This window comes from Roseivivax jejudonensis (genome assembly GCF_900172265.1).
In the GTDB taxonomy this organism is placed as follows: Bacteria; Pseudomonadota; Alphaproteobacteria; order Rhodobacterales; family Rhodobacteraceae; genus Roseivivax; species Roseivivax jejudonensis.
The window spans coordinates 587,437-606,108 of record NZ_FWFK01000001.1 but is presented as its reverse complement, the minus strand read 5'-3'; the positions used below and the strand labels follow the sequence as shown (position 1 = coordinate 606,108).

Genomic DNA, 18,672 nt, shown 5'->3' with positions numbered 1-18,672 from the left:
CGCTCACGCGTCGAGCAGTTCGCGCGGGATCACGAAATCCTCGGGGTCTGCCATACCCCAGACGGCATCGCGCCAATCGTCGAGCGCGAAGCGCGCGACGAGCGTCGCGCCGGTGGGATAGTCGCCGAAGCGCGGATGCGTCGGTGCGGCGCGGACGAGCCGCGCCGCGGTCTCCTGGAAGCCGGGATTGTGCCCGATGATAAGCACGCGCGAGCCCTCCGCGCCGCGCAGGGCATCCAGCACGGCCTCGGGCGCGGCGTGGTACAGCCGGTCCTCGAAGCGGACGGGCGCATCGATGTCGAGCCGCTCCAGCGTCTCGCGCGTGCGGCGGGATGTGGAGCAGAGCACCTGATCTGGCAGCATGCCGCTGTCGCGCAGCCACGCGCCGAGGGCATCGGCGCTGCGCCGGCCGCGCGCGTTCAGCGGGCGATCGTGGTCCGGTTCCTCGAAGCTCCAGTCGGACTTCGCGTGCCGCATGAGCAGAAGCCGGCGCACGCCGCTCATACCCGCTGCTCGTGGCGCGGCAGTTCGGGCGAGCGGATCAGGGAGCCCGCGCCATGCTCGGTGAAGAGTTCAAGAAGACAGGCGTTCGGCACCCGCCCGTCGAGGATCACGACACCGCGCACGCCTTCGCCGATCGCCTTCAGGGCGGTTTCGGTCTTCGGGATCATGCCGCCTGCGATCACGCCCTCGGCGGTCATCTTGCGCACGTCGTCGGGCGACAGCTGGGTCACGACCTCGCCGGTGGTGTCCTTCACGCCGGGCACGTCGGTGAGAAGCAGCAGGCGGTCGGCGGCGAGCGCACCGGCGATGGCACCCGCCGCGGTGTCGCCGTTCACGTTGAAGGTCTCGTTCGGGTCCATGCCCGTCGCCACCGGGGCGATGACCGGGATGATGCCCGCCGCGAACAGATCGCGCAGCACCTGGACGTTCATCTCGATCGGGCGGCCGACATAGCCGAGCTCGGGATCGTCGGCGGCGCACACGATAAGGTCGTCGTCCTTGCCCGACAGGCCGACGGCGCGGCCGCCCTCGTCCATGATCGCCTGCACGATGCGCTTGTTGACGAGCCCGGTCAGCACCATCTCGACGACTTCGACAGTCGCCTGGTCGGTGACGCGCTTGCCGCGCACGAAGCGAGACTCGATGCCGAGCTTCTCGAGCGTCTGGTTGATCATCGGTCCGCCGCCATGCACGACGACCGGGTTCATGCCGACCTGCCGCATCAGGACGATGTCGCGCGCGAAGCTCGCCATCTCGCGGACGTCGCCCATGGCGTTGCCGCCGAATTTCACGACGACGGTCGCGCCCGAATAGCGCTGCATGTAGGGCAGCGCCTCGGACAGCGTGCGGGCGGTGGCGTGCCAGTCTCGGTTCATGTCCTGCGGCTGCATCTCGTCTGACCGTTCAAGCGGGCCGCGCCGTTATCGGACGGGCGCGCCAGCGGTGCAAGGGGCGCCGTTCGCGGCCCGGCCTGCGCTTCGGGCCCCTGCCGTGTCGCGCGCGCCCGATGCCGGCCGCGGGGCTGGCCGGGGCCGGCGCCCGTCCTAGTCTGAGTGCGACCGGTCATCGGCGCAAACCCGATTTGCCTAGATTGCAAGACGCCCGGGTTGGTGTACGGTGCGACTACACCGGTTCCGCCGGAAGAGGACCGGCACGACTGTACCGACTGGAGGAATTTCATGACTAAATTCACCACTTCCGCCCATGCGCTCTGCGCAGCGGCGCTCGTGTCCATGGGCGCGACGGCCGCCTCCGCGCAGGACGAGTACGGCGACCGCGAGGGCTGGCCCGACAGCTTCACCGTCGGCACGGCGAGCCAGGGCGGCACCTACTTCGCCTACGGCTCCGGCTGGGCGAACCTCGTGGCCGATGAACTCGGCATTTCTGGCGGTGGCGAGGTCACCGGCGGCCCGATGCAGAACATGGCGCTCGTTCACACCGGTGACGCGGCCTTCGGCATGACGACGATGGGCCCGGCGGCGGAGTCGCTCGAGGGCACCAACCCGATCGCGCCCGGCCTGGAGATGACCGGCGCCTGCGCGATGTTCCCGATGTACCAGACGCCGTTCTCCGTGACCGCGCTGTCGTCGTCGGACATCGCGTCGATCTCCGATATCCCGGATGGCGCGCGCATCGGCTTCGGCCCGGCGGGCTCGACCTCCGACACCTACTTTCCGCGCATGATGGACACGCTCGGCGTGAACTACGAGCGCCGCAACGGCGGCTGGTCCGACCTCGGCACGCAGCTGCAGGACGGCCTTCTGGACGTGATCGCGTTCGCCGCCGGCGTGCCGGTCCCGGCGGTCAGCCAGCTCGAGGTGCAGACCGACGTGAACATCATCGAGTTCACCGAGGAAGAGCAGGCAATGCTGCTCGAGGAGTTCCCGGTCTCCGAGTTCGAGATCGCGGCGGACACCTATTCGACGCTCGAGGAGCCCGCACGCTCCGTGTCGATGTGGAACTTCGCGATCGCAGGCTGTGACCTGCCCGAGAGCTTCGTCTACGCCGTCACCGACATCGTCATGTCGGACAACGAGCGGATGGTGAACATCCACCGCGCGGCGGAAAGCACCGTGCCGGAGAACTGGGACCGCAACCAGGTTCTCATGTGGCACCCGGGCGCGGCGCGCTGGTTCATGGAGAACGCGGACGCCGATATTCCGGACGACATGATCTACAGCTCCGGAAGCTGATCGCGGTCCTTTCGGACCATTGCAGGGCCGCGTTCCGCGACAGGACGCGGCCCTGTCTGCATCGGGCCCCGAGGCCCGAACCGACGGCGCATCCACAGACCAAAGAGACCTGCGCCCGAGACCGACAGCGCTGACCAGGGAAGGGGGCCGTCATGACACAGCAGGAAGCCGATCCGATGGACCTCGAGATCGCCGAGGGGGTCGACGACGAACCGGTCGACGCCAACAGGCGGTTGTTCACGGGCTGGCGATTCTACACCGTGAGCGCGCTCTCCGCGATCTACGCCTTCTTCCACGTTGCGGCGCTCAACGGTCTGTCGATCGCCGAATGGACCGGGATCGAGATTCCGTTCCTGCCGACCTTTCCGATGGAGACGTGGAACTTCCGCATCGTCCACGTGGCCGGTGCGCTGCTTCTGGGGTTCGTGCTCTACGCCGCGACCCGGTTCGGCAACGATCCGGCGGACGACGTGAGCGAGACCCCGATGATCGACCGGCTGGGCGCGCTCTTGCTGATCCCGGCGGTGTGGTCGCTCGGGGTGTCGATCTGGTTCGCCATCAAGATCTCCAACGGCTTTTCCTGGACCGGGATCGACGAGACCATCCGCTTCTGGGAGGTGTGGCTCTACGGCGTGCCGCTGATGGTGGCGACAGTGGGCGGCGTCCTGATGGCGTGGGCCTCGCGCCGCCAGCGCGCGACGCTGTCATGGCTCGACCTCGTGCTGTCGATCTGCGGGATCGCCGTCGCGGTCTACCTCATCGCCATCTACGGCACGCTGATGCGCAACTCGACGGGCACGCCCTTCGCGCCGGTCGGGATCTCGATCGCCGCCACCGCAGGCACGATCCTGATCATGGAACTGACGCGCCGGGTCGCCGGCCTCGCGCTCATCATCATTGCCGGGGTGTTCCTCGCCTACGTGTTCCTGGGGCAGTACCTACCCGGGTTCCTCAATTCGCCGGCGATCAGCTGGAAACGCTTTTTCAGCCAGGTCTACACCGATGCCGGTATCCTCGGGCCGACGACGGCGGTCAGTTCGACCTACATCATTCTCTTCATCATCTTCGCCGCGTTCCTGCAGGCCTCCAAGGTGGGCGATTACTTCGTCAACTTCGCGTTCGCCTGCGCCGGTCGCGCCCGCGGCGGCCCGGCGAAGGTCGCGATCTTCGCCAGTGGCCTGATGGGCATGATCAACGGCACGTCGGCGGGCAACGTGGTGGCGACCGGGTCGCTCACCATCCCGCTGATGAAAAAGGTCGGCTACAAGAAGCAGACCGCCGGCGCGGTCGAGGCCGCGGCGTCGACCGGCGGGCAGATCATGCCGCCGATCATGGGCGCGGGCGCGTTCATCATGGCCGAGATCACCGGAATCCCATACACCGAGATCGCGCTTGCCGCGGTCATTCCGGCGATCCTCTACTTCGTCTCGGTCTACTTCATGGTCGATTTCGAGGCGGCCAAGCTCGGCATGCGCGGCATGCGGGACGACGAACTGCCCCGGCTGAAAACGATGATGAAGCGGGTATTCCTGTTCCTGCCGATCATCATCCTGATCGTTGCGCTGTTCATGGGCTACTCGGTGATCCGGGCGGGCACGCTGGCGACCGTGACCGCCGCGGTCGTAAGCTGGCTCACGCCATATCGCATGGGCCTGCCTTCGATCGTGAAGGCGTTCGAACTGGCCGGCTACATGTCGATCCAGATCATCGCGGTCTGCGCGTGCGCGGGCATCATCGTCGGTGTGATCGCGCTGACGGGCGTCGGTGCGCGGTTCTCCAACCTGCTGCTCGGGCTGGCCGGGGTGAGCCAGCTTCTCGCGCTCTTCTTCGCCATGTGCATCTCGATCCTCCTCGGGATGGGGATGCCGACAACGGCGGCTTACGCAGTGGCCGCGTCGGTGGTCGCGCCGGGCCTCGTGGAACTCGGCATTCCGCAGCTGACCGCGCACTTCTTCGTCTTCTACTTCGCGGTCCTTTCGGCGATCACGCCACCGGTGGCGTTGGCCTCCTACGCGGCGGCCGGCATATCGGGCGCCAACCCGATGGAGACATCGGTGGCGTCGTTCAAGATCGGCATCGCCGCCTTCATCGTGCCCTTCATGTTCTTCTACAACAACGCGTTGTTGATGGAGGGTACATGGTTCGAGGTGGCCCGTGCAGGCATCACGGCGACGTTCGGGGTGTTCCTGCTGTCGTCCGGCGTGCAGGGCTGGTTGCTCGGGGCGCGCGCGGCGTGGTTCAGCCGGATCGCGCTCCTCGTCGCTGCGCTCTTCATGATCGAGGGCGGATGGGCCACGGACCTGATCGGCATCGCCTTCACCGCCGCGGCCTTCGCACTCCAGCGCATGCTGGGAAGCGGCGGCGACATGCGCTTCGAGGTCAAGGGCGCGGACTGACGTGGCGCGCCGCGCCCCGCGGGGGCGCGGCGTTGCGGCCGGGATCAGGGCAGGGTGGCGATCAGCGCGCGCAGGGTGTCGAGGCCCCAACCCTTTTCGGACGAGGTCAGCACCATTTCGGGAAAGGCCGCGGGGTGCGTCGCCAGGCGCCCGCGCACCTGCGCCAGGACCGCCTCGCGGTCCTTTTCCTTGACCTTGTCGGCTTTCGTCAGCACCGCTTGAAAGGTCACGGCGCTGCGGTCGAGCAAAGTCATGATCTCGTCATCGACGTCCTTCACGCCGTGGCGCGCATCGATCAGGACGAACGCGCGGCGCAGGCCCGCCCGGCCGGCGAGGTAGGTCTTCAGCAGGTCCTGCCAGCGCCGAACCACGGCGACCGGCGCATTGGCGAAGCCGTAGCCCGGCAGATCCACGAGGTAGTGACTGTCGCCGAGCGTGAAGTAGTTGATTTCCTGCGTGCGGCCGGGCGTGTTCGACGCGCGCGCCAGCCCCTTGCGGTTTGTCAGCGCGTTGATGAGCGTCGACTTTCCGACGTTGGATCGTCCGGCGAAGCAGACCTCGACCCGGTCGTCGTCCGGCAGGCCGTCCATCGCCACGACGCCCTTGAGAAAGTCCGCCCCGGCTGAAAAGAGCCGGTGCGCGGCCTCGGCCGCCTGCGGCTCCGGCCGATCGGAGAGTGGAAAGCGCAGCGTCGTCACAGCAGTTCGACCGTGTCGCCGATGGCCACCGCGCCGCTCCGCGTCACTTCTGCCTGCACCGAGAAATCCTGGTGACCGAGCGCGGACAGCAGGCCCAGCATGTCGATGTCACGGATGCCGGTATCCGGATCGGCGTGGGTGGCCTTGCAGCGGCCGGTGCGTTCGCGCACCGCCAGCGTCGCGTCACCGATGCGCACCTCCCGACCGATCCAGTCGAACTCCTCCCACGGGGCGAATCCGTCGATCCAGATGTTGCCCCGCCAGCGATGGATCGACAGCTCGCGCCCGGCGCGGCCCGCCATGTCGGCATGGGAGGCGGCGTTGCAGAGCGTGATCGACGGCATCGCGCTGTCGGTCAGACCGCGGGACGCGGCTCGCACGACGCGCGCCGGTTGAAAGGGACTGCCGGCGGTGAGGGGCTGCAGCCAGGCCAGCAGCTCGGCCTCGTCGGTTACGGGGTCGAGCGTGACCTCCGGACGATCGACATGGCGCAGGGTCACGCGGCCCCGGGCTTCGTCGGTGTCGGCCTCGACAGCCATCAGCGTCGGGATGTTGACCGCCCGCAGGAAGTTGCCGCAGGGCACCCACTCGGAGCCGTCGGCGCTGCTCTTCTGATGCGCGACCGCCCAGTGGCGATCCCACGGCATGGTCTGGCCCGCTTCCAGCGTCACCCGCTCCACCGCCTCGCGGCCGATCGCCTTGATCGGGTGGCGCCACAGCGCGGTGACGGTGGCGGTCATTTTCCGCTGTCGCCCGACGATTTGGCGCCGCGCTTGAAGCTTGCCTTGATGTTTCCGAACACGTCCGGCGTGTAGCCCTGGCTGCGCATGATCGCGTATTGCTGCGTGAAGGTGATGGTGTTGTTGGCGATCCAGTACACAACCAGGCCGCTCGCGAAGCTGCCGAGCATGAACATGAATACCCACGGCATCCACGCAAAGATCATCGCCTGCGTCGGGTCCGGCGGCGCGGGGTTGAGCTTCTGCTGCAGCCACATCGAGACGCCGAGGAGAAGCGGCAGGATCCCGATGAAGACGAGCGCGAGCAGCGTGCCGGCCTCGGGCGCCCCCCAGGGCAGGATGCCCCAGAGGTTCATGATCGAGGTCGGATCCGGCGCCGAGAGATCCTGGAACGGGCCGAAGAACGGCGCGTGGCGCAGTTCGAGCGTGACGAAGATCACCTTGTAAAGCGAGAAGAAGATCGGGATCTGCAAGAGGATCGGAAGGCAGCCCGAAGCGGGGTTCACCTTCTCCTTCTTGTAGAGCTCCATCATCTCCTGCTGGAGCTTCTGGCGGTCGTCGCCCGCGCGCTCCTTGAGCTTCTCCATTTCTGGCTGAAGCTCCTTCATCTTCGCCATCGAAACGTAAGATTTGTACGCCAGCGGCAGCAAAAGCGCCTTGATCAGGAGCGTGAGCACGATGATCGCGACGCCCATGTTGCCGATGAAGGCATTGAGGGCATGCAGCACCGCGAAGATCGGCTTCGTCAGGAAGAAGAACCAGCCCCAGTCGATCGAGTCCACGAAGCGGTCGATCGGCTGGCGATCGGGGTCGACCTCGGCCCCGAACAGCCGCGCGAGGGTGCCCGGCTGGTTCTGGTATTCGCGGATCGTCGACCATTCCTTGGCGCCGGCGAAGAGACGGGTGGACACCTCGGCACTGCCGCCGGCCTGGACGGTCTGGGTCGGGAGGACCTGCTCGGTCTGGTAGATGTCCGTGCGGGGATCGTATTTCGCCACGGCCCGGAAGCGCTGGCCGGCGTCGGGGATCAGCGTCGACATCCAGTAGTGATCGGTGAAGCCGATCCAGCCGTTTTCGCCCACCTGGAAGGTCTCTGCCGGCACGCCGAGCGCGGAATCGGTGTCGAGATCGGTAAGGCCGCCCCACGAGGTCTCGCTCAGTTCGCCATCGGCCATCGCCATGGCGCCTTCGTGGAGGATGAAGAAGTTCTTGGCGTTGGCGGGCTCGCCGTGCCGGCGCAGGATCCCGTATGGCGCGAGCGACGCCGTGCCCTCGCCGGTGTTCTCGACGCGCTGGGTTACGGTGAACATGTAATCGTCGTCGACCGAGATGGTGCGCGAGAAGGTCAGGCCGGCGGGACTGTCCCAGGTCAAAGTCACCGGGCTGTCGGGGGTCAGGGTCGCACCGTCCTCGGCCTGCCACGTGGTGTTCGGGCCGGGCACCGCATCGACGGCGAGGCCCTGCCCGGGCGCCCAGCCGTAGAGGGCGTAATACGCGTCATCGCCGCCGACCGGGTTGAAGAGGTGGACGATCTCGGAATCCTCTTCGATCGTCTCGGTGTAGTCCTTGAGCTGCAGATCATCGATCCGGCCGCCGAGCGTCGAGATCGACCCCGTCAGGCGCGGCGTTTCGATCGACACGCGCGGCGCCTCCGGGTCGGCCTCGGCGCTGAGGCCGGTATCCGTCGTGGCGGAGTCGGGCTGTGCCGAGGGGGCGATCGCCTCGGGGTTGTCACCGGGCGTTCCGACCTGTTCGGACTCTGATGTTTCGGTCTGCTGCGCGTTGGGATCGGGCTCCGGCGGCGGGAACAGCACGAACCACACCAGGATCACGAGGAAACTGAGTGCAGTCGCGACGATTAGGTTCCTGTTCTGGTCGTCCATGAGGCGGAGATCCCGGTCCTGACAAGATGGCAGGGGTTCAACAGAGCCGGGCAGCGAAGGTCAAGGAGATTCCGGATGGCGGGACGGCGCGTCGCGCCCGCGGACCCGGCGCGACAAGGGCGGCCGGGTGGATGTTTGCCCGGTCGGGGCGAGAGCGCATCGTGTTCGCGCGTGCACGCAAGCGGCTTCGACTGGCCGGTCGCCATGGTGGGCCTGGGCCGGCCCGGCATGTCGGTCGGCCCGGGCGCGCGGTTCGGCGGGGTCTGCAACAACGGCGCCTCGGCACGGACCGTGACCCGCTCCGGTGCGGCGGAGGCGGTGGCGACTACTTCGCCCGGCGCGACAGGTCGGGGGTGGCCACGCTCTGGCGGTGGGTGACGACCCAGTCGGGCATCTGGCCGGCAGGCATCGGCCGGGCGATGCGAAACCCCTGCACGTGGTCGCAGCCGAGCTGCGCGAGCAGCGCGTGCTCTCCTGCGCTTTCGACACCTTCGGCGAGCGTCTCCATCCCGAGGTGTTCGGCGAGGCTGAGGATGCCGGCGACCATGCGGCGCTGCCGTTCGTTGCGGTCGATGCCGGCGATGAAGCCGCGGTCGATCTTCACACGGTCGATTGGCAGGCGGTGCAGGGCCATGATCGAGGCGGACCCAGTGCCGAAATCGTCGAGATCGATACGGCAGCCGAGCCGCTTCAGCTCGGCGATCGTGGTGGCGACGCCATCATCGGTGCCGTCGCGGAAGGCCGTTTCGAGCACCTCGGCGCAGAGCCGATCGCCGCGCAGGTCGTGGCGGTCGAGCTCCCATTTCAGGCGCTCCACGAAGGTGGAATCGCGCAGATCGGCGCCGGACAGGTTGATGGCGACGCGTTGAATGCCGAGCCCGATCGTGTCCCACGAGGCGAGCGCGGCGAGCGCGCCACGGATCATCACGTCGGAGAGCTGGCCCATGTGGCCACCGTCTTCGAGCGCGTCGAGGAAGTGCAGCGGGGAAACCAGTCCCCGCTCGGGGTGCACCCAACGGGCCAACGCCTCGGCGCCGCTGATCTCCCCGGTCGAGGTGCAGATCTGCGGTTGGAACCACGGCTGGATCTGGCCCGCCTCCAGCGCTGTCGCCGCATCGCTGCGCAGGACACGGCGCAGCGCGCGTGAGGCGTCGAGCCCGTCGGACCATGCGCGGATCGCGGACGGCCCGGCAGCCTTCGCCTCTGCCAGCGCGTCGAGCGTGGCCTCGAGCAGGCGTTCCCCGGTTGCACCCTCTCGCAGCCGCGTCATGGTGCAGAAGCCCGCGGCGGCGCTGAGACAGAGCGGTGTCCCATCGACGCGCACCGGCTCTTCGAGGAGCGGCTGAAGCCGCGTCGCCGCCTCCAGAACCGATTCCGCGTCGAGCCGGGTGCGGGGCTCGAGCAGCACGAGAAACCGGGCATCACCGATGCGCCACGCCCGATCGCCCAGGCGGATCGCGTGTCGCAGACGGGTGAGGCAGGTTTCACTGACCTGCGCGGCGCTGCGGTCGCCGGCGTCCTCTGCCACAGTTTGCAGGCCGTCGAGGTCGAAGGCGATCGCGGCGGTCGAGAGCCCCGACAGCCGGGCGTCGCGGATCGCGGTCTCGCAGGCAGCCTCCGCGCAGGGGATGCCGAGGAGATCACGGGGTTCCGCCCCCGTGGGGCCGGCAGGGCGGCGCGCGTCGAGTGCGCCCCCCGCGGCGAGTGCGGCCGGCAGGCCGAGCGCAACGGCCAGAAGCAGCCATTCCCCGCCGATCCAGAAACCCGCGAGTGCGAGTGCGGGCAGGAAAGCCAGCATCTGCCCGCCGCCAAGGCTGCGCCGGATCGCCTGACCGGCCTGCGCGCGCCGGACCGCAAAGACTTCGAACATGGAAACGCCCCAATCGCACGCCGTTGCGTCGGACGGTACAACCGCGCGATGTGCGTTCCGTTAATGGCCGGGAGACAGATCCGGAACGTCGGGCGCCACCGTCTCCGCGTTAGCCTCCGCGTCGCGCACGAGCCCTGCGAAATCGAACAGCTTCGGATCGAGGAGGTGCGAGGGCCGCGCGTTCATCAACGCGCGGAACATCACCTGACGCCGGCCGGGGCTGTTGTGCTCCCACCCGTCGAGGATCTGCTTGACCTGCTGGCGCTGCAGGCCGTCCTGGCTGCCGCAGAGGTCGCAGGGGATGATCGGGTAGTCCATCGCACGGGCGAACCGCTCGCAATCGGCTTCGGCCACGTGGGCCAGCGGGCGGAAGACGAAGAGGTCGCCCTCCTCGTTCACGAGCTTCGGCGGCATCGTGGCCAGCCGCCCGCCGTGAAAGAGGTTCATGAAGAACGTTTCGAGGATGTCGTCGCGGTGATGGCCGAGAACCACCGCCTCGCAGCCTTCCTCCCGCGCGATGCGATACAGGTGCCCGCGCCGGAGCCGCGAGCAGAGCGCGCAGAAGGTCCGCCCCTGCGGCACCTTGTCGACGACGACCGAGTAGGTGTCCTGGTACTCGATCCGGTGCGGCACGCCGCGATCCTCGAGGAACGCGGGCAGGACCGTGGCGGGAAAGCCGGGCTGTCCCTGGTCGAGGTTGCAGGCGAGGATGTCGACCGGCAGCATGCCGCGCCATTGCAACTCGTGCAGGATCGCGAGGAGGGTGTAGCTGTCCTTGCCGCCCGAGAGGCAGACGAGCCAGCGCGGGCGGGCGCCGTCGCGCGCCGCAGGCGACACCATGCCGTATTGTTCCACCGCCTCGCGCACCTGCTGTACGAGCCGCTTGCGCAGCTTCTTGAATTCCGTGGTCTTGGGCGCGCCGCGGAAGAGCGGGTGGATGTCGTCGGTGTCGTCGAGCATGGGCTGCGGGATACGCGCGCGCGCCTGACCGGACAAGGGGAAACGCGGGGAACGGGCGCGCGCGGCCACACGTTTCGGCCGTATCCGAACGACGACTTACAGGAGGAAGACATGCGTCTTCGCACATTTGCCGCCACCGCATCCGCGGCCGCCATCCTCGCCTCCGGCGCGGCACTGGCGCAGGACGATGCGGCGCCCGCCGCCACCGCGACGCTGATGGACCAGAGCGGCGTCGAGGTCGGGCAGGTCGACATCTTCGAGACCGTGGACGGCCTGCTGTTCCATGTCGAAGCCACCGGCATGCCCGAGGGCGGTCACGGCTTCCACGTGCACCAGACCGGTGAGTGCAGCGGCGACTTCACGTCCGCCGGCGATCACTACGCGCCGGGCGACAATGCGCACGGCCTGATGAACTCCGACGGCGCGCATGCGGGCGATCTGCCCAACGTGTTCGCCGGGGCCGAAGGCAACGTGCGCGCCGACGTGGTGAGCACGGTCCTGTCGATCGACGGCGGCGACGCGCCGGTGATGGACGACGACGGCTCTGCCATCATCGTGCACGAAAACGCCGACAGCTACGGCGCCGAAGCCGGCGCGGGCACCCGCCTGGCCTGCGGCGTGATCGAGACCGCATCCTGATCGGTGCATGTCTGCCCCGGGCCCGCGACGGCCCGGGGCGTGGCCGCCGGGTCAGACCGGCGGCATCAATGGCGGCAGCGCCTCGAGTCGCGCGTGGGCCGCCTCGGGCGGAAGGCCGATGTCGCGCCGCAGATGTGGCGTGAGGCCATCGACCCCGGCTTCGGGCGGCGGGTGCGGCGCGGCCGGCCGCAACAGCGCGCCGAGCGCGGCCATGAGAACCCGAAGCGCGCCATGGCGCGCGATGGTGGCATCTATGCTCGTCTCGGAGACGGCATTGGTGTGAACGAGTCGGATCATGCATCTGTCCCGGCCGGGCCGGGCTCCTGTGTGTGTAAATGTCAGGCCGGACGCACTAGGCGGACATGGCCGAGACACACGTCACCCGCAGGCGTTGCGCGCCGGACTGGCTGGTCTGAAGTGCGAAAGGGATCCCGGCCGGCGGATGCCTCGGCCCGGATCAGTCGGGACGACGGCTCAGCCTAGACGGCAGCAGCCTGATCCCGCGCGGATGCCGGCATGGGCGAAGCGAAACGATACTGTCATACTCGCCCCTCCTCGTGTCATGCGGGCTCCGTACCGCTGGCATACACGCTCGCGCGCGATCGGGCGACATGTTTCTCGAACCCTCGGCGAGAGCTCGCCTGACCGTGCGTCAGTCCGGGACGTTGTCGATGCCGCTGCCGCCCCAGGGATTGCAGCGCCCGATCCGCCGCAGCGTGAGCCAGGCACCGCGCAGCGCGCCGTGCCGCTCGAGCGCCTCGAGCGCATAGGCGGAGCACGTTGGCGTATAGCGGCAGTTGAAGCCGACCCACGGCGAAAAGACGAGCCGGTAGGCGCGAACCGGCAGGGCGAGGAGCCGGGCCGCGGGCGTCATCTCAGCCCTGCTGGCGGGCGTTGAGGCGGCGCACCGCCTGGCCGAGGTCGGTGCAGAGCGCGTCGAACGGTCGTTCGATGGTCGCGCCGGGCCGCCCGATCAGGACGTAATCGACACCGGGGCGCGCGATGCCGGGGAGCACGAGTCGTGCGGCCTCGCGCAGCCGACGCTTGGCGCGGTTGCGGGCCACGGCATTGCCGATCTTCTTGGAACAGGTGAACCCCACGCGCACCAGCGGATCGCCGTCGCGGCGATTGCGGGCCTGAACCAGCATGGAGGGCGTGCCTTGCTTGTCCGCGCGTGCGGCGGCCAGAAAATCGGGCCGCCGCCGCAACCGATCAATGCGGACGGGCAAACGCGACGAAGCCGCCGGATGAACGGCGCCCGACGGATCTGTCGGAGCCTCCGGCGGCATCATGCGCTGGCTCGCGGCGGGCGAGATCAGGCGCTGAGCTTCTTCCGGCCGCGCGCGCGGCGGGCGTTCAGCACCTTGCGGCCGGCCTTCGTGGCCATGCGCGCGCGGAAACCGTGGCGGGCTTTCCGCACGTAGTTCGAGGGCTGATAAGTGCGCTTGGACATGGCGCCGTTCTCCGTCGTCTTCTTTCGGGTCCCGCATGGCGCGGACGTGGCCCGCGGGACGGAATCTGTGATGAAGCCCGCGCTATAGGGAAAGCGCCTGCCGCTGTCAAACGTGCTGATCCTGCCCGGGTGTCGCGACGGAAATCGGGCCCCGAGATCCCAGACTCTGACACATGTCTGGTCGCGGGCGGGCCGAAATGTTTCAGTCGCGGCGCGGGACCCCCGGTTTGGGCGCCTGTCGCGTCACCGCGCATCAAGCGCGCGTGAGGGCGCTGTTTCGATCGGGCCGGGGCGCGCATTTTGGCTCTGAGATCGACCACTTCAGCCCAGCCCGCGAGGAGCCGCCCCGATGACCGTGTCCGACAACAGCGTCCCCCGACGCGACACCAAGGAGACCGCGACGATGACCCGGACCGGCCTGCTGCGGCACCTGCCGCTCGCGCTCATCCTGATCGTCGCGGCGGTCGGCTTCTTCACCCTGCGCGACTACCTGACCTTCCAGACGCTCGCCGAGAATCGCGACGCGCTGCTGGCGTTCCGGAACGACAACTTCGCCGGGCTCGCCGCGGCGTTCGTCGCGGTCTACGTGCTCATCGTCGCGTTTTCGCTGCCGGGCGCGGCGGTGGCGTCGGTGACCGGCGGCTTCCTGTTCGGGCTGTGGGCCGGGACGGCCTTCAACGTTCTCGCGGCGACGATTGGCGCGGTGGCGATCTTTCTTGCTGCGCGCACGGGCCTCGGCCAGACCCTGTCGGCCAAGATGAACGCTTCAGAAGGAACGGTGAAGACGCTGAAGGCGCGGCTCCACGAGAACGAGATCGAGGTGCTGTTCCTGATGCGGCTGATCCCGGTCGTGCCGTTCTTCGTCGCCAACATCGTGCCGGCCTTCGTCGGTGTGTCGCTGCGCAACTTCGTTCTGACCACCGCGCTCGGCATCGTGCCGGGGGCCATCGTGTTCACCTCGATCGGCGTCGGCGTGGGCGAAGTGTTCGACCGCGGCGGAACGCCCGACCTGTCGCTGCTCTATGCGCCGCAGGTGATCCTGCCGCTTCTCGGCCTCGCGGCGCTGGCCGCGCTGCCGATCGCCATCCGGGCTGTGCGCGGCAAGAAGGGACTCTGATCGATGGAGCGGATCGACACGGACATCCTGATCGTCGGCGCGGGCTCGGGCGGGCTGTCGGTCGCGGCCGGCGCGGCGCAGATGGGCGCGCGGGTGGTCCTTCTGGAACGTCACGAGATGGGCGGCGACTGCCTGAACTATGGCTGCGTGCCGTCCAAGGCTTTGATCCAGTCGGCCAAGACCGCCCACGCCATGCGCCACGCCGACCGCTACGGCATCGCGTCGGTGACGCCCGAGGTCGATTACGCCGCCGCGAAGGATCACGTGCACGGCGTCATCGCCAACATCGCCCCGCATGACAGCCAGGAGCGCTTCGAAGGCTTCGGCGTGCGCGTCATTCGCGAAAGCGGACGCTTCGTGTCGGACCGCGAGATGGAGACCGACGGCTACCGGATCGCCGCGCGCCGGATCGTCCTGGCCACCGGCTCGCGGCCCTTCGTGCCGCCCATCCCGGGGCTCGACGGCGTGCCCTACCTGACGAACGAGACTCTGTGGGACCTGCGCGAGCTGCCGCGGCACCTGATCGTGATCGGTGGCGGCCCGATCGGCATGGAAATGGCGCAGGCGCATCGCCGTCTCGGCGCCGAGGTCACGGTCCTCGAAGGCGCAAAGGCGCTGGGCAAGGACGATCCGGAGCTATCGGCCATCGCGCTCGACGCGATCCGCGGAGAGGGTGTCGACATCCTCGAAAATGCCACGGCCGCGCAGGTTCGGGGCACGGCCGGCGCGATCGAGGTAGAGACCGAGGACGGGCGCACCGTCTCGGGGTCGCATCTGCTCGTCGCGGTGGGGCGGCGCGCGAATGTCGAGGATCTCGATCTCGACAAGGCAGGCATCGAGACGACGCGCACCGGTATCCGCGTCGACGACCGGCTCAAGACCACAAACCGCCGGGTCTACGCCATCGGCGACGTTGCAGGCGGGCTGCAGTTCACGCACGTGGCCGGCTATCATGCCGGCGTCGTGGTGCGCTCCGCGGTGCTTGGTCTGCCGGCGAAGGCGACGACGGATCACCTGCCGTGGGCGACCTATACCGATCCGGAACTGGCCAATGTCGGCCTGACCGAAGATCAGGCGCGCGAGCGGCACGGCGACAGGATCGAGGTGGCACGCTTCGAGTATTCGGGCAACGACCGCGCGCATGCAGAGCGCCACACCGCAGGGCTGGTGAAGGTGGTGGTCCATCGCGGACGACCCGTCGGCGCCGGGATCGTCGGCCATCAGGCCGGCGAACATATCAACCTCTGGGCCTTCGCGCTGTCGTCAAAGGCGAAGATGTCGGCGGTGACCGGCATGGTCTCGCCGTACCCGACCTACGGAGAGGTTAACAAACGGGCCGCCGGCGCATATTTCTCCCCCAAGCTTTTCGACAGCGCGGCGGTGAAGCGTGCGGTGGGATTGGTCCAACGCTGGATGCCGTAAACCCGGCGCTACATCAGGGCACTATGGTTAATTCGCTTTCCGGCCGTTTCCTGATCCTCACGACGATTTTCGTGATGCTGGCCGAAGTCCTGATCTTCGTGCCGTCGGTCGCGCGATTCCGCGAGAGCTTCCTGCTCACGCGGCTGGAACGCGCGCAGATCGCGTCTCTGTCCCTCTTGGCGACGGACATGATCGACCCGGCGCTGGAAGAGGAACTGCTGCTCAATGCCGGGGTCTACAACGTCGTTCTGCGCCGCGACGAGGCGCGCCAGCTGGTGTTGTCCTCGCCGATGCCGGGCGAGGTGTCGGAAACCTACGATCTGCGGGATGCGAGCGCGCTGACGCTTATCTACGACGCGCTGTCGCGGCTGGTCACGCCCGAGAGCGAACTCGTGCGGGTGATCGGCAGTCCGTCGCGCGACGCGGGGCTGCAGATCGAGGTGACGCTGCAGACCGGCGAATTGCGCGCCGCGATGATCGACTACGGCCTGCGGATCCTGGTGCTGTCGGCGGTGATTTCGGTCCTGACGGCGTTCCTTCTGTTTCTCGCGGTCCGACGTCTGCTGGTGAAACCGATCAAGGGCGTGGTGTCGCACATGCAGAATTACGCCGCCGCGCCCGAGGATGCCGGGCGGATCATCCGCCCAAAGGCCACCGTGCGCGAGCTACGCGAGGCCGAGGATGCGCTCGCGCGGATGCAGACGGAGCTGACGCAGGCGCTGCGCCAGAAGGAGCGGCTGGCGCAGCTGGGCGGCGCCGTCGCGCGGGTGAGCCACGACCTGCGCAACATCCTGACATCGGCGCAGCTTTTCACCGACCGGCTCGAGAGCTCGGAGGACCCGGTGGTGAAGCGGCTGGCGCCGAAGCTCGTCAATTCCATCGCGCGGGCGGTGTCTCTGTGCGAGTCGACGCTGGCCTTCGGCCGCGCGGAAGAACCCGCGCCGACCCTCGGTCACGTTAACCTCGCGCAGGTGGTCGACGACGTGCTGGAGGCCGAGCACCTCGCGATCGGCGATTACGACGTGTCGCTTGCCGCGGACATCCCGCCCAACCTGATGCTGCGCGCCGACCCCGAGCAACTGCACCGGATCGTGTCGAACCTCGTGCGCAATGCCCGGCAGGCGATCATCGGATCGGGCCAGCCCGGCCACATCACCGTCAGCGCCGCCGCCGAGGAAACGGTCTGGCGCATCGAGGTGGCCGATACCGGGCCCGGTCTGCCCCCCAAGGCACGCGAAAACCTGTTCCAGCCCTTCCGGGGCGGGGTGCGCAAGGGCGGCTCGGGCCTCGGGCTCGCCATCGTGCTGGAGCTGGTGCGCGGCCACGGCGGCACGCTCGACCTGTCGCAGTCTGGGCCGGATGGCACGTGCTTCGTGATCCGCCTGCCGATGGGCGACCTGAGCTGAGCGGCCGCCTGCCGCCGCGGAAGGCCCGAGATTTTCCCGGAGCGCCCCTTGCATCACTCGGCGGGGCCAGATAAATCAGCGCTCCACGGACCGATAGCTCAGCTGGATAGAGTACCTGACTACGAATCAGGGGGTCGGGGGTTCGAATCCTCCTCGGTCCGCCACTTCCTCTCTTCGCCGCCGCGTGAAACAGGGAAGTTCCGTGCCTCTTCAGAACCGCGTCACTCCTGCCGGCGAGATCCTCGCGCTCGACATGCGCGGGACGCTGATGGGCAATCGCGGGATCCTGCATGACGACGATCGCCGGCTCGGGGCCGCGCGATGGCGCCACCGGGCGTGGATCGCCTGCCGCCTGTCGTTCCGGGGGCGCCGGCGCGCGGTGATGACCCCCGGACGCTATACCGAGCTGTTCTTCACCGACGAGGCTGTGGCGTTCGCGGCCGGGCACCGGCCTTGCGCGGAGTGTCGGCGGGCCGACTACCTCCGGTTTCGCGCGGCCTTCGCGGCGGCGCACCCTGAGCTCGGGCCCGCACCGCGCGCGGCGGAGATGGACAGGGTGCTTCATGCCGCCCGGATCGAGCCCGGGAGCCGGGCGCAGCGGCGGTTCTTGGCGGCGGCCGAGACGCTGCCGCCGGGGACGTTCGTGCTGTCGTCCGAGGGAGCGCCGTGCCTCTTGCTGGCGGAGGGGGCGGCGCTCTGGTCGGTCGCGGGATACCGGGCCGTCCCACGGCCCCTCGGGCAGGTGACGGTGATGACGCCGGAGCCGATCGTGAGAGCGGTGTCTGCCGGTTACGACGCCGCGTCGGAGGCACGTTTTCCTTAATCCTGCCTACTTGCAATGTTTGAAAGTCAGGCAGCGAGTGCTAATATCTTTTGATAATCAACATTTAATAATAGTTGTCTAGGTCGAGATGTCAGAATGGGGAGAGCAGATCGCTGCGCTGCCTCTGCGATGGGATCGCAAGGGTCGCCTCCAGGTGCTCATGGTCACGTCGCGGGACACCGGGCGCTGGGTGATGCCGAAAGGCTGGGAGATGGACGGCAAGAAGCCGTGGGCCGCCGCCGCCATCGAGGCGCTGGAAGAAGCCGGCGTGCGCGGACACATCGCGCGCGAGGCAATCGGCACGTACACCTATGGCAAGGTGCTCGATGACGGCAGCGTCCAGCCCTGTCGCGTTCAGCTCTTTCCGATGATCGCCGACAAGCTCAAGCGGCGCTGGAAAGAGCGCAAGCAGCGCAAGCGGCGCTGGTTCTCGATCCGCTCCGCGGCCAAGCGGGTGGACGAGCCGACCCTCGCCGAGCTTTTGCGGAGCCTCGAGGACGGCCAGTTCAGCAAGGGCACGCTGCGCAAGCTCTGCAAGGCGGCATAGAGCACACGGGCCATCGCGCCCG

At 68.3% G+C, this 18,672-nt stretch carries 19 protein-coding genes and 1 tRNA gene; 9 read left to right on the top strand and 11 right to left on the bottom strand.

The window, feature by feature from the left end:
• Positions 1 to 3 precede the first annotated feature (3 nt).
• Positions 4 to 504: a SixA phosphatase family protein gene (locus ROJ8625_RS03020; RefSeq protein WP_234984149.1), complete on the bottom strand. Its 501-nt coding sequence runs from the start codon at positions 502 to 504 to the stop codon at positions 4 to 6.
• Positions 501 to 1,394, bottom strand: a complete 894-nt coding sequence (gene argB, locus ROJ8625_RS03015; protein WP_085790351.1) for an acetylglutamate kinase — start codon at positions 1,392 to 1,394, stop codon at positions 501 to 503. The genes ROJ8625_RS03020 and argB overlap by 4 nt, the downstream gene beginning before the upstream one ends.
• A gap of 288 nt (positions 1,395 to 1,682) precedes the next feature.
• On the opposite strand from argB, the gene ROJ8625_RS03010 reads away from it, so the two are divergent.
• Positions 1,683 to 2,696: a TAXI family TRAP transporter solute-binding subunit gene (locus ROJ8625_RS03010; RefSeq protein ID WP_085790350.1), complete on the top strand. Its 1,014-nt coding sequence runs from the start codon at positions 1,683 to 1,685 to the stop codon at positions 2,694 to 2,696.
• A gap of 152 nt (positions 2,697 to 2,848) precedes the next feature.
• Positions 2,849 to 5,092 (top strand): TRAP transporter permease, encoded by a 2,244-nt coding sequence (locus tag ROJ8625_RS03005; protein ID WP_085790349.1) that lies wholly within the window; start codon positions 2,849 to 2,851, stop codon positions 5,090 to 5,092.
• Between the two features lie 44 nt (positions 5,093 to 5,136).
• On the opposite strand, the gene yihA is transcribed toward ROJ8625_RS03005, so the two are convergent.
• From yihA to ttcA, 5 genes are all read right to left on the bottom strand, one after another.
• Positions 5,137 to 5,790: a ribosome biogenesis GTP-binding protein YihA/YsxC gene (yihA, locus tag ROJ8625_RS03000; RefSeq protein ID WP_085790348.1), complete on the bottom strand. Its 654-nt coding sequence runs from the start codon at positions 5,788 to 5,790 to the stop codon at positions 5,137 to 5,139.
• Complete coding sequence (locus ROJ8625_RS02995) at positions 5,787 to 6,530, bottom strand: MOSC domain-containing protein (protein ID WP_085790347.1); 744 nt, start codon at positions 6,528 to 6,530, stop codon at positions 5,787 to 5,789. Before ROJ8625_RS02995 ends, yihA begins: the two co-directional genes overlap by 4 nt.
• Positions 6,527 to 8,413: a membrane protein insertase YidC gene (gene yidC, locus ROJ8625_RS02990; protein WP_085790346.1), complete on the bottom strand. Its 1,887-nt coding sequence runs from the start codon at positions 8,411 to 8,413 to the stop codon at positions 6,527 to 6,529. The genes ROJ8625_RS02995 and yidC overlap by 4 nt, the downstream gene beginning before the upstream one ends.
• Positions 8,414 to 8,738: 325 nt before the next feature.
• Positions 8,739 to 10,283: a putative bifunctional diguanylate cyclase/phosphodiesterase gene (locus ROJ8625_RS02985; protein WP_143535022.1), complete on the bottom strand. Its 1,545-nt coding sequence runs from the start codon at positions 10,281 to 10,283 to the stop codon at positions 8,739 to 8,741.
• 60 nt (positions 10,284 to 10,343) lie between these two features.
• Entirely contained in the window at positions 10,344 to 11,243 is a 900-nt protein-coding gene (ttcA, locus tag ROJ8625_RS02980) for a tRNA 2-thiocytidine(32) synthetase TtcA (RefSeq protein WP_085790345.1), read from the bottom strand.
• Between the two features lie 111 nt (positions 11,244 to 11,354).
• Here ttcA and ROJ8625_RS02975 point away from each other — a divergent pair, with 111 nt between their 5' ends.
• On the top strand, positions 11,355 to 11,882 hold the full coding sequence (locus ROJ8625_RS02975) for a superoxide dismutase family protein (RefSeq protein WP_085790344.1): 528 nt from the start codon (positions 11,355 to 11,357) through the stop codon (positions 11,880 to 11,882).
• Positions 11,883 to 11,933: 51 nt separating this feature from the next.
• Here the strand turns inward: ROJ8625_RS02975 and ROJ8625_RS02970 are convergent, their stop codons facing one another.
• The 4 genes from ROJ8625_RS02970 to rpmH form a co-directional block, all read right to left on the bottom strand.
• Positions 11,934 to 12,179 carry a hypothetical protein gene (locus tag ROJ8625_RS02970; protein WP_085790343.1) on the bottom strand — a complete coding sequence of 82 codons (246 nt, stop codon included), beginning with the start codon at positions 12,177 to 12,179 and terminating at the stop codon, positions 11,934 to 11,936.
• Positions 12,180 to 12,534: 355 nt separating this feature from the next.
• Entirely contained in the window at positions 12,535 to 12,756 is a 222-nt protein-coding gene (gene yidD / locus ROJ8625_RS02965; protein WP_085790342.1) for a membrane protein insertion efficiency factor YidD, read from the bottom strand.
• Between the two features lies 1 nt (position 12,757).
• Complete coding sequence (gene rnpA / locus ROJ8625_RS02960) at positions 12,758 to 13,174, bottom strand: ribonuclease P protein component (protein ID WP_085790341.1); 417 nt, start codon at positions 13,172 to 13,174, stop codon at positions 12,758 to 12,760.
• Between the two features lie 23 nt (positions 13,175 to 13,197).
• Entirely contained in the window at positions 13,198 to 13,335 is a 138-nt protein-coding gene (gene rpmH, locus ROJ8625_RS02955) for a 50S ribosomal protein L34 (RefSeq protein ID WP_085790340.1), read from the bottom strand.
• Between the two features lie 403 nt (positions 13,336 to 13,738).
• Between rpmH and ROJ8625_RS02950 the strand changes: the two genes are divergently transcribed.
• From ROJ8625_RS02950 to ROJ8625_RS02925, 6 genes are all read left to right on the top strand, one after another.
• Positions 13,739 to 14,452 carry a TVP38/TMEM64 family protein gene (locus tag ROJ8625_RS02950; RefSeq protein ID WP_234984169.1) on the top strand — a complete coding sequence of 238 codons (714 nt, stop codon included), beginning with the start codon at positions 13,739 to 13,741 and terminating at the stop codon, positions 14,450 to 14,452.
• 3 nt (positions 14,453 to 14,455) lie between these two features.
• Positions 14,456 to 15,874 carry a dihydrolipoyl dehydrogenase family protein gene (locus ROJ8625_RS02945; RefSeq protein ID WP_085790338.1) on the top strand — a complete coding sequence of 473 codons (1,419 nt, stop codon included), beginning with the start codon at positions 14,456 to 14,458 and terminating at the stop codon, positions 15,872 to 15,874.
• 23 nt (positions 15,875 to 15,897) lie between these two features.
• Complete coding sequence (locus ROJ8625_RS02940; RefSeq protein WP_085790337.1) at positions 15,898 to 17,280, top strand: sensor histidine kinase; 1,383 nt, start codon at positions 15,898 to 15,900, stop codon at positions 17,278 to 17,280.
• Between the two features lie 87 nt (positions 17,281 to 17,367).
• Positions 17,368 to 17,444 (top strand) — tRNA-Arg (locus tag ROJ8625_RS02935).
• A gap of 38 nt (positions 17,445 to 17,482) precedes the next feature.
• A complete protein-coding gene (locus ROJ8625_RS02930) occupies positions 17,483 to 18,103 on the top strand; it encodes a hypothetical protein (RefSeq protein ID WP_085790336.1) in 621 nt (206 codons plus the stop codon).
• Positions 18,104 to 18,191: 88 nt separating this feature from the next.
• Positions 18,192 to 18,650, top strand: a complete 459-nt coding sequence (locus ROJ8625_RS02925) for an NUDIX hydrolase (protein WP_085790335.1) — start codon at positions 18,192 to 18,194, stop codon at positions 18,648 to 18,650.
• The last annotated feature ends 22 nt before the right edge of the window (positions 18,651 to 18,672 follow it).

What these genes read in the sequence shown, in the direction of transcription:
- ROJ8625_RS03020 (WP_234984149.1), bottom strand. Translation starts at nt 504, where the DNA reads ATGAGCGGCGTGCGCCGGCTTCTGCTCATGCGGCACGCGAAGTCCGAC.
- argB (WP_085790351.1), bottom strand. Translation starts at nt 1,394, where the DNA reads ATGCAGCCGCAGGACATGAACCGAGACTGGCACGCCACCGCCCGCACG.
- ROJ8625_RS03010 (WP_085790350.1), top strand. Translation starts at nt 1,683, where the DNA reads ATGACTAAATTCACCACTTCCGCCCATGCGCTCTGCGCAGCGGCGCTC.
- ROJ8625_RS03005 (WP_085790349.1), top strand. Translation starts at nt 2,849, where the DNA reads ATGACACAGCAGGAAGCCGATCCGATGGACCTCGAGATCGCCGAGGGG.
- ROJ8625_RS02995 (WP_085790347.1), bottom strand. Translation starts at nt 6,530, where the DNA reads ATGACCGCCACCGTCACCGCGCTGTGGCGCCACCCGATCAAGGCGATC.
- yidC (WP_085790346.1), bottom strand. Translation starts at nt 8,413, where the DNA reads ATGGACGACCAGAACAGGAACCTAATCGTCGCGACTGCACTCAGTTTC.
- ROJ8625_RS02985 (WP_143535022.1), bottom strand. Translation starts at nt 10,283, where the DNA reads ATGTTCGAAGTCTTTGCGGTCCGGCGCGCGCAGGCCGGTCAGGCGATC.
- ttcA (WP_085790345.1), bottom strand. Translation starts at nt 11,243, where the DNA reads ATGCTCGACGACACCGACGACATCCACCCGCTCTTCCGCGGCGCGCCC.
- ROJ8625_RS02975 (WP_085790344.1), top strand. Translation starts at nt 11,355, where the DNA reads ATGCGTCTTCGCACATTTGCCGCCACCGCATCCGCGGCCGCCATCCTC.
- ROJ8625_RS02970 (WP_085790343.1), bottom strand. Translation starts at nt 12,179, where the DNA reads ATGATCCGACTCGTTCACACCAATGCCGTCTCCGAGACGAGCATAGAT.
- yidD (WP_085790342.1), bottom strand. Translation starts at nt 12,756, where the DNA reads ATGACGCCCGCGGCCCGGCTCCTCGCCCTGCCGGTTCGCGCCTACCGG.
- rnpA (WP_085790341.1), bottom strand. Translation starts at nt 13,174, where the DNA reads ATGATGCCGCCGGAGGCTCCGACAGATCCGTCGGGCGCCGTTCATCCG.
- rpmH (WP_085790340.1), bottom strand. Translation starts at nt 13,335, where the DNA reads ATGTCCAAGCGCACTTATCAGCCCTCGAACTACGTGCGGAAAGCCCGC.
- ROJ8625_RS02950 (WP_234984169.1), top strand. Translation starts at nt 13,739, where the DNA reads ATGACCCGGACCGGCCTGCTGCGGCACCTGCCGCTCGCGCTCATCCTG.
- ROJ8625_RS02945 (WP_085790338.1), top strand. Translation starts at nt 14,456, where the DNA reads ATGGAGCGGATCGACACGGACATCCTGATCGTCGGCGCGGGCTCGGGC.
- ROJ8625_RS02940 (WP_085790337.1), top strand. Translation starts at nt 15,898, where the DNA reads ATGGTTAATTCGCTTTCCGGCCGTTTCCTGATCCTCACGACGATTTTC.
- ROJ8625_RS02925 (WP_085790335.1), top strand. Translation starts at nt 18,192, where the DNA reads ATGTCAGAATGGGGAGAGCAGATCGCTGCGCTGCCTCTGCGATGGGAT.